The sequence below is a fragment of the Zhongshania sp. genome, assembly GCF_041584495.1.
GTDB lineage: Bacteria > Pseudomonadota > Gammaproteobacteria > Pseudomonadales > Spongiibacteraceae > Spongiibacter.
Genome location: NZ_JBFHDY010000034.1, coordinates 22470 through 30368 on the forward strand (window position 1 = coordinate 22470; position 7899 = coordinate 30368).

Consider the following 7899-nt stretch of genomic DNA (forward strand, 5'->3'; position numbering starts at 1 on the left):
CAAAGGCAGCGTACTGCTTTTATCTTAGCGTTTACCATCTCCCGTCAAGCGTCTCCCGCTAAAGAACTACCGTCTCCACCTTCAGCAAGCCTTCCAACTCACACAGCAAATGATCACCGCTATACAGCGGCCCGACCCCCGCTGGGGTGCCGGTTAGCACGACATCGCCGGGCATTAGGCTAAAGTTGTGACTAATTTCGCTGAGCAGGGTTTCGACTGAAAACAGCATATCGGCGCAACTGCCTTGCTGTTGCACGTCGCCATTGCGTGTCAGGCGCAGTTTGAGCGAGGCAAAATCTAAATTGGGATCCAAGGGAATAAAGGCCGACAGCGGACTGGCGCCGTCGAAGGCTTTGGCACGCTCCCATGGCTGGCCTTTCTTTTTTAATTCGCTCTGCAAATCCCGTAGGGTGAGATCCAGAGCCAAGCCAATGCCCGCAATCGCAGCGCGGCACTCACTGGGCGCGGCCTTGCTCAAAGGCTGAGCAATGAGCAAAGCTAATTCCAGCTCGTGATGGCAGCTGCCATCGCCAGCGGGTAATTCCAAGGGTTCAGCCATTGCCACCATGGCGGTGGCGGGTTTCATGAACAGCAGCGGCGTGTCAGGGATCCCGTTACCCAGCTCTTTAGCGTGCTCGGCATAGTTGCGACCAACACAGACTTGCTTGCCCGGCGCTGAGGCAAATCCACTGCCGTCGGTAAAGTGGTGACGATACAAATTCATTGGGGCCGCTCCGCCTTAATCGAATATTTTGCCAGGGTTCATCAAGCCTTTCGGGTCGAATATCTGCCTCACTTGACGCATTAAGGCAATTTCTGTCTCTGAGCGCGAGTAAGTCAAATAATCTTTTTTCAACAAGCCCACTCCGTGCTCCGCCGACACGCTGCCGCCAAATTTCTCGACAATTTCAAACACCCCAACACTGACCTTCGCGCACTGAGCAAAGAAAGTTTCTTTATCCAAATCATCGGGCTTGAGGATATTCAGGTGCAGATTACCGTCGCCGATATGGCCGAACCAAATAATTTCAAAATCGGGGTACTGCGCGGTTACCAGCTTCTCGACGGCCTCAAGGAAATCCGGCACCTTTGAAATCACGGTGGAAATATCGTTTTTATAGGGCGTCCACTTCGAAATGGTCTCGGAAATGTCCTCGCGCAGGCGCCACAAATTTTTAAGCTGCTCTATGCTTTGGCTCATCACCCCGTCGCTAACCCAGCCCTCTTCCACGCAGGTTTCAAACAGGGCCATAGCCTGCGCCTCAACCTCATCGTTAAGGCACTCGAATTCCAGCAGCGCGTAATACGGGCAGACCGACTCAAAGGGCCGCGGCACTTTGCTGTGGGCGACCACTTTTTGCAGGGCTTGCTCGGAGAAGAACTCAAAGGCGGTCAGATCCATCTCGGCCTGAAAGCGATTAAACAAATTCATAATGCCGTTAAAATCTTCGACTCCCAACACAAAGGCAGTGAGATTTTTGGGCTGGCGGGTCAGCTGCATGGTGGCCTCCACAATCAGCCCCAAGGTGCCCTCTGCGCCAATAAAGAGTTGCCGAAGGTCGTAGCCAGCATTGTTTTTAAGCAGACCGCGATTCAATTCCAACAAATCGCCATTGCCGGTCACTACTTTCAAACCCGCTACCCAGTCGCGGGTCATGCCGTAACGAATCACCTTAATGCCGCCGGCATTGGTCGCGATATTGCCGCCAATCTGCGAAGAACCCGCCGAGGCGAAGTCTACTGGGTAAAACAGGCCGCGATCTTCTGCGAAGTCCTGTAACTGCTCGGTGATCACGCCAGCCTGACAAACCACGGTGCGATCTATGGGATCGAAATCGCTAATATGGCTCATATAGTCAAAGGACACCACCACTTCGCCGTTAGCGGCAACGGCGCCACCACTCAGGCCAGTGCGGCCGCCCGAGGGCACAATGGCAAACTCTAGGGTATTAGCCAGTTTAACAATGGCCTGCACCTCCGCCACCGTGCGGGGGAAAACCACCGCCAAGGGCGCTGGAGTGTGGACTTTAGTCCAGTCGCGACCGTGGCTGAGCAGGATTTCAGCATCGCTGCGGACCTTGTCCTCGCCCACAATGGCTTGTAAGTCTTTAATTACGCTAGCAGAGGACGGTATTTGGCTCGCCGACATGGTAAAAATGCCTCTCAGAATCGCACTTGGGAAAGTGGAATATGATAACATACTGCGCTTTCACTTTACCTCAGAGTGGGGCTAGCAAATTCATGGCAAAAACATCCCTCGACAAAGCCAAAATCAAATTCCTGCTATTGGAAGGGCTTCACCAGTCCGCTGTCGATGCCCTACACGCGGCCGGCTATACCAATATCGACTACTACCAAAAGGCCCTGCCCGACGAAGAGCTAAAGCAAAAAATTGCTGACGCCCATTTTGTTGGCATTCGCTCGCGCACCCAGCTCACCGCTGAAGTGTTAGATCAAGCGAAAAAGCTGATTGCCGTAGGTTGTTTTTGCATCGGCACCAACCAGGTTGACCTGCAAGCCGCTACCGAGCGTGGTATTGCAGTATTCAATGCCCCCTTCTCCAACACTCGCTCAGTTGCCGAACTGGTGATTGCCGAAGCGATTCTGTTAATGCGTGGCCTAGCCGAGAAAAACGCCGCGGCCCATCGCGGTAAGTGGATGAAAACTGCGGTTGGCTCCTACGAAATCCGCGGCAAGCGCCTTGGTATTATCGGCTACGGCTCAATTGGTATGCAGCTGTCGGTTATCGCCGAAAGCTTGGGCATGGAAGTGTGCTTTACCGACGTGGTTAATAAGCTGCCACTGGGCAACGCCAGCCAAGTTAGCATGGGCGAACTATTAGCGACCTCTGACATTGTCACCCTGCACGTGCCAGAAACCGTATCGACCCAGATGATGATGGGCGCAGATCAGTTTGCCCAAATGAAAACTGGCGCGATTTTAATCAACGCCGCTCGCGGTACCGTCGTCGACATCGACGCACTGGTGAACGCCTTGGGTGACAACAAGCTCGCTGGCGCCGCCATTGATGTATTCCCCGAAGAGCCACGCAGCAATAACGACGAGTTCATCTCACCACTGCGCGAATTCGACAATGTGTTTTTAACACCCCATGTTGGCGGTTCTACCGTTGAAGCGCAGCTGAATATCGGCATGGAAGTCGCCGATAAGCTGGTAAAATACTCAGACAACGGCACCAGCACCTCATCAGTTAACTTCCCTGAAGTGGCGTTACCAGCTCACCCCGGCAAGCATCGCATTCTGCACATTCACCACAATGTGCCCGGCATACTCAGCGCAATTAACCAGATTTTCTCTGAAAACAACATCAATATCGCCAGCCAGTATCTGCAAACCAGCGAAAAAATTGGTTACGTGGTTATCGATATAGATGAAGCCTCTAGCGAGTTTGCGGTAGAGAAATTGCTAGACGTGAAAGGTACTATTCGCTGCCGCGTATTGTTCTAAACCACCTATCCCGCTAAGCGACAGAAACTGCAAGGGCAACGCCATTTATGTCTGATATTTTAAACGCCGAACTCGCCACTCTGCTCAACAAACGCGCGCTGGTCGGCATCAGCTATTACGATATCAATGGCGACACCCTGCAGCAGCGCATGCTGGCTGGCACTGTGGTGCGGGTAACCGCCAAAGACGGCATTACCCTGCGCCAGAGTGATGAACAAGAATTCACTATTCCCTCCTCAACCGCGCCTTGGTTTATTGCCCCCGCGGGTAATTACAAAACTGGCGACGGCGAAGCACTTAGCAACCCAGATTACCTAGTAACGTGGGATGTGCATCGCTGCCAAGATACGGACAAGCCGGAAGGCGAGCACCAGTGGTGGGAGTGGGTGGCGAATACCACACCGCCGTCGGTGGGTTGAGTGAGGCGCTAAAACCGTTTCTCGCACTTTAATTCGTATGCGCTCTGAGCAATACCAGCTTCATAGTGAGATGGACGCCTGCCTTCGCAGGCGTAACGGTTGATTTAGTGTGGCGTGTTCTGCCGCCAACCGTGCTCGAGAGTGACGGGATGAGTTCACCTCGTCATCCTTGCGCAGTCAGGAAACCATGTGAGCGTAGCGAGCGAATGCCTTAGCATCTCTTTATAGAAACGGCCCCTTCATCAGTTTAGGCAGGCAACGATTCACTACCTCGGCAATGAATTCTAGAAACAGCGTGCCCATGCTGGATTTAAAATGCTGGGGGTTTTTGCTGGCAATCGCAATCACGCCGTCGATGTTGCCGGCCTGCACTGGCATTAAGGCGGCTGAGCCAATGTGGTCGGCATGCTGGCCAAACAAAAAACTCAGTTCTTCGGGGCGGAGTACCCCGCAAATTGCCTTTTTACCCCGCAGTAAGCTGCCAATTTGTTGCTGCGCCTGCTCGGGGCTAACGACGCGAAGTACACTGCCGCCAACCCGATTGGGGTCGGCAAATAAGATCAAGCTGGCGTAGTCGATGCCTTCGAAGTCGCTAACTAAGTTGCGGCAGAGGTTGTTGCTTAGCTCTTCGGCGCGCTTTGACTCAATTAAGGTCAAAATAAGATTTTTACTGCGCTCAAATAACTGGTCGTTGCGGGTCGCATTGTCGAGCAATTTACTGAGACGGCTGCGCATGTCCATATTGCGTTCGCGCAGAATCTCAACCTGACGTTCGGCCAAGTTAACGACTTTACCGGTTTGGTGGGTCAGCTTTAATTCAGACAAAATGTCTTCGTTGTTGAGAAAGAAGCCGGGGTGGTTGCGTAAATAGCGGGCAACTTCACTCTCGCTGGGTAGACCATCTTTTTGGGGGGGTGCACTGTCCACAGGCGATCCTATATTTGTATCTGGCCTTCGAAAACGGTCGTGGCGGGGCCGGTCATGATAACGGGCTGGCCCGCGCCTTGCCACTCTATACTCAAACTACCACCGGGCAGGTGCACGGTCACTTCGGGGTTTAGCTTGCCTTGCACAATACCGCTAACCACGGCGGCGCAGGCACCGGTACCGCAGGCGAGGGTTTCACCCACGCCGCGCTCAAACACCCTCAGCTTAATGGTGTCGCGACCGACAATTTGCATAAAGCCGACGTTGACCCGCTGCGGGAAGCGCGAATGTTGCTCGGCAATAGGACCGACGTCGGCCACCGGCGCGGTGTCGACATCATCAACGGGTAGAATGACGTGGGGATTGCCCATGGAAACCGCGCCAACCCGCCATTCCACCCCATTTATTGCCAAGAGGTAGTCCGCCGCTTGGCTTTCTGCTGTAAAGGGGATGCGTTTGGGGTCGAGCACCGGGGCGCCCATATCAACGCGCACATGGCGGTTTTCGGTTACCTCAAGCTCGATGATTCCAGCGAGGGTCTCTACCTTAATTCGCTCTTTGCCGGTAAGGCGTTTGTCGCGGATATAGCGGGCAAAACAGCGCGCGCCATTGCCGCACTGCTCAACTTCACTGCCTTCGGCATTGTAGATACGATAGCGAAAATCGACGTCGGGCTGGGTGGGGATTTCCACCGCAAGAACTTGGTCGCAACCAATCCCAAAATGCCGGTCGGCAATTTTACGAATATGGTGCGGCTTGAGCTTAAAGCGCTGGGTGATGAGATCGATAACGACAAAATCATTACCCAGGCCATGCATTTTGGTAAAACGTAACTGCATCGCAAAACCCTGTGGTGCGCCTCACCGGTGGCGCGGTTAACGATGCGGGCGGGTTGCTAAGTACGAGGAGGCGTCCAATGCAGCCGCAGTGCGGCTATCGGATCGTGGCCCCTCAGGGCAACACAGCTTCACCACGCATCAGGTCGGTGACAGTTTCGCGGGCGCGAATAAGGTGACATTGATCGCCGTCTACCATCACTTCCGCCGCGCGTCCTCGGCTATTGTAATTGGAACTCATGGTAAATCCATAGGCACCGCTAGACGCCAGCGCGAGCAAATCGCCTTCGGCAATACGTAATTCACGCTCTTTGGCAAGAAAGTCACCGGTTTCGCAGACTGGCCCAACAAAGTCGTATGTGCGTAAAACGCCCTCATTGCGGGGTTTTACCGCCAATAACTCCATCCATGCCTCGTACAAAGCGGGCCGGATCATGTCGTTCATGGCGGCGTCGATAATCGCGAAATTTTTATGCTCATTTAACTTTAAATATTCAACCGTGGTCAGCAACACACCCGCATTGGCGGTTATCGAACGCCCGGGTTCAAACATCAAGGTTACTTTGCGCTCGCCCAAACGGGCACGTATCGCAGCGATATACTCGCCAGTAAGCGGTGCGACTTCATCGCGATAGCGAACCCCCAGACCACCGCCTAAATCGAGGTGGGAGATGGTGATATCCATCGCCGCCAGGGTGTCGACCAGGCTGAGCACGCGGTCGAGGGCGTCAAGGAATGGGCTGGTATCGATCAGCTGTGAGCCGATATGGCAGTCCACCCCTTTGATGGTGATATTGCTCAGACGCGCGGCGCGGCGATAAACCTCGGGGGCCCGCGCGATATCAATGCCAAACTTATTGTCTTTCAGGCCGGTCGAAATATAGGGGTGGGTTTTGGCATCCACATCGGGGTTTACCCGAATGGAAATAGGGGCGCTAACACCCATATCCGTGGCAACCTGGTTAAGACGCTCCAACTCAGCTTCTGATTCCACATTAAAGCAGTGAATACCCACTTCTAAGGCACGGCGCATTTCAGCAGCGGTCTTGCCCACACCAGAAAAAACAATACGCTCGGCTTTACCACCCGCCGCCAGAACTCGCTCCAGCTCACCAACAGAAACAATATCAAAACCTGCGCCCAGACGGGCCAAGACATTAAGTACCGCAATATTGGAGTTGGCTTTAACTGCGTAACAGACCAAGTGATCTTGGCCTGCCAATGCCGCGGTGTACTCAGTAAAGCGTTGCTCTAAATACGCGCGAGAATACACATAGCAAGGGCTGCCGAACTGCTGAGCAATACTGCTGAGGGCAACGGACTCGGCGTGAAGCTCGCCGTGAATATACTGAAAAGGCGTCATGAAAGCGTTCTCTACTTAGACTGCGCGCGGGCATTGGTTGGGGCGTCATTTTTTTCAGGTAGTACCAGCGGCCCTGTTTGCCCGCAGGCGGCAATTAAAAAGCCAAGGCAAAGCACTGCAATACGAAAAGCGGCCACGGTGTCATCCTCAAAATTGACTGAGGCGCGCATTATACCTAGGGAGTGAATGAATAACACACCAGCGGGCTGGTCGACTGTGGTCATAAGCTGGCCGAGCTTAGTATACTGCCGCGAACCAGCCGCGATCAGGAAACCAAGCCCAATATGAATGAAGTAGAGTTTAACGACAATATCGACGAACTGTATGTTGCTATCGAAGACGCCGTCGATGAACTAGAGGCTGACGTAGACTGCGAAATTAGCGGCGGTGTACTCACCCTAAAAGCACCGGATGGCAGCGCGATGATCTTTAGCCGCCAAAGCGCCAGCCGCGAATTGTGGCTGGCAGCACGGTCAGGTGGATTTCACTACAGCTGGGTTGACGGGCAGTGGTACTGCCAGCGCACCGAGCAAAGCTTAGCCCAGATGTTAGCGAAAATAAGCCTAGAGCAAATAGGCGAAGAATTGGTTTTGAGGTGAGCCGGACGCGAAAATCATTGCTCGTGTTGCTGACGAATGACTTTGCGCGAACTGCAGAGGAAATAGCTGCGCTCTATAAGCGGCGTTGGCAAATAGAGCTGTTCTTTAAGTGGTTGAAACAAAACTTAAAGATTAAGCGATTCCTTGGGCGCAGTGAAAATGCGGTCAAAACCCAGATTTACATCGCGATCATTGCGTATGTGTTGCTGTGGTTATACCGCAAGGCCGAAGGCACTGACCGCAGTCTAACCGACTGCGCCAGATTGCTGGCCTCAGCGGCCTTCCAG

At 53.5% G+C, this 7899-nt stretch carries 9 protein-coding genes and 1 pseudogene; 4 read left to right on the forward strand and 6 right to left on the reverse strand.

What is annotated here, in order from left to right; translation table 11 throughout:
- Positions 1–58: 58 nt before the first annotated feature.
- Complete coding sequence (locus ABYP33_RS08015; protein WP_373090228.1) at positions 59–724, reverse strand: fumarylacetoacetate hydrolase family protein; 666 nt, start codon at positions 722–724, stop codon at positions 59–61.
- Positions 725–739: 15 nt separating this feature from the next.
- Complete coding sequence (locus tag ABYP33_RS08020) at positions 740–2149, reverse strand: FAD-binding oxidoreductase (protein WP_373090230.1); 1410 nt, start codon at positions 2147–2149, stop codon at positions 740–742.
- A gap of 92 nt (positions 2150–2241) precedes the next feature.
- Between ABYP33_RS08020 and serA the strand changes: the two genes are divergently transcribed.
- Together serA and ABYP33_RS08030 are read left to right on the forward strand one after the other, a co-directional pair.
- Positions 2242–3468 (forward strand): phosphoglycerate dehydrogenase, encoded by a 1227-nt coding sequence (gene serA, locus ABYP33_RS08025; protein ID WP_373090231.1) that lies wholly within the window; start codon positions 2242–2244, stop codon positions 3466–3468.
- A 47-nt stretch (positions 3469–3515) separates the two neighbouring features.
- The gene (locus ABYP33_RS08030) at positions 3516–3887 is read left to right on the forward strand and encodes a hypothetical protein (protein WP_373090232.1); all 372 of its coding nucleotides are present in this window, start codon (positions 3516–3518) and stop codon (positions 3885–3887) included.
- A 222-nt stretch (positions 3888–4109) separates the two neighbouring features.
- Here ABYP33_RS08030 and ABYP33_RS08035 read toward each other — a convergent pair whose 3' ends face one another.
- From ABYP33_RS08035 to ABYP33_RS08050, 4 genes are all read right to left on the reverse strand, one after another.
- Positions 4110–4814 carry a DUF484 family protein gene (locus ABYP33_RS08035; protein ID WP_373090233.1) on the reverse strand — a complete coding sequence of 235 codons (705 nt, stop codon included), beginning with the start codon at positions 4812–4814 and terminating at the stop codon, positions 4110–4112.
- Between the two features lie 8 nt (positions 4815–4822).
- Positions 4823–5653 (reverse strand): diaminopimelate epimerase, encoded by an 831-nt coding sequence (gene dapF / locus ABYP33_RS08040; RefSeq protein ID WP_373090234.1) that lies wholly within the window; start codon positions 5651–5653, stop codon positions 4823–4825.
- A 112-nt stretch (positions 5654–5765) separates the two neighbouring features.
- Complete coding sequence (lysA, locus tag ABYP33_RS08045; RefSeq protein ID WP_373090236.1) at positions 5766–7013, reverse strand: diaminopimelate decarboxylase; 1248 nt, start codon at positions 7011–7013, stop codon at positions 5766–5768.
- A gap of 11 nt (positions 7014–7024) precedes the next feature.
- Complete coding sequence (locus ABYP33_RS08050; RefSeq protein WP_373090237.1) at positions 7025–7237, reverse strand: lipoprotein; 213 nt, start codon at positions 7235–7237, stop codon at positions 7025–7027.
- Between the two features lie 60 nt (positions 7238–7297).
- Between ABYP33_RS08050 and cyaY the strand changes: the two genes are divergently transcribed.
- Positions 7298–7612, forward strand: coding sequence for an iron donor protein CyaY (cyaY, locus tag ABYP33_RS08055; RefSeq protein ID WP_373090238.1), 315 nt, complete (start codon positions 7298–7300; stop codon positions 7610–7612).
- Positions 7591–7821, forward strand: a pseudogene (locus ABYP33_RS08060) (transposase); the annotation flags it as partial. The gene cyaY and the pseudogene ABYP33_RS08060, both read left to right, overlap by 22 nt.
- Between the last annotated feature and the right edge of the window lie 78 nt (positions 7822–7899).

Coding starts and splice junctions, on each gene's coding strand:
- ABYP33_RS08015 (WP_373090228.1), bottom strand. CDS start 724: ATGAATTTGTATCGTCACCACTTTACCGACGGCAGTGGATTTGCCTCA.
- ABYP33_RS08020 (WP_373090230.1), bottom strand. CDS start 2,149: ATGTCGGCGAGCCAAATACCGTCCTCTGCTAGCGTAATTAAAGACTTA.
- serA (WP_373090231.1), top strand. CDS start 2,242: ATGGCAAAAACATCCCTCGACAAAGCCAAAATCAAATTCCTGCTATTG.
- ABYP33_RS08030 (WP_373090232.1), top strand. CDS start 3,516: ATGTCTGATATTTTAAACGCCGAACTCGCCACTCTGCTCAACAAACGC.
- dapF (WP_373090234.1), bottom strand. CDS start 5,653: ATGCAGTTACGTTTTACCAAAATGCATGGCCTGGGTAATGATTTTGTC.
- lysA (WP_373090236.1), bottom strand. CDS start 7,013: ATGACGCCTTTTCAGTATATTCACGGCGAGCTTCACGCCGAGTCCGTT.
- ABYP33_RS08050 (WP_373090237.1), bottom strand. CDS start 7,237: ATGACCACAGTCGACCAGCCCGCTGGTGTGTTATTCATTCACTCCCTA.
- cyaY (WP_373090238.1), top strand. CDS start 7,298: ATGAATGAAGTAGAGTTTAACGACAATATCGACGAACTGTATGTTGCT.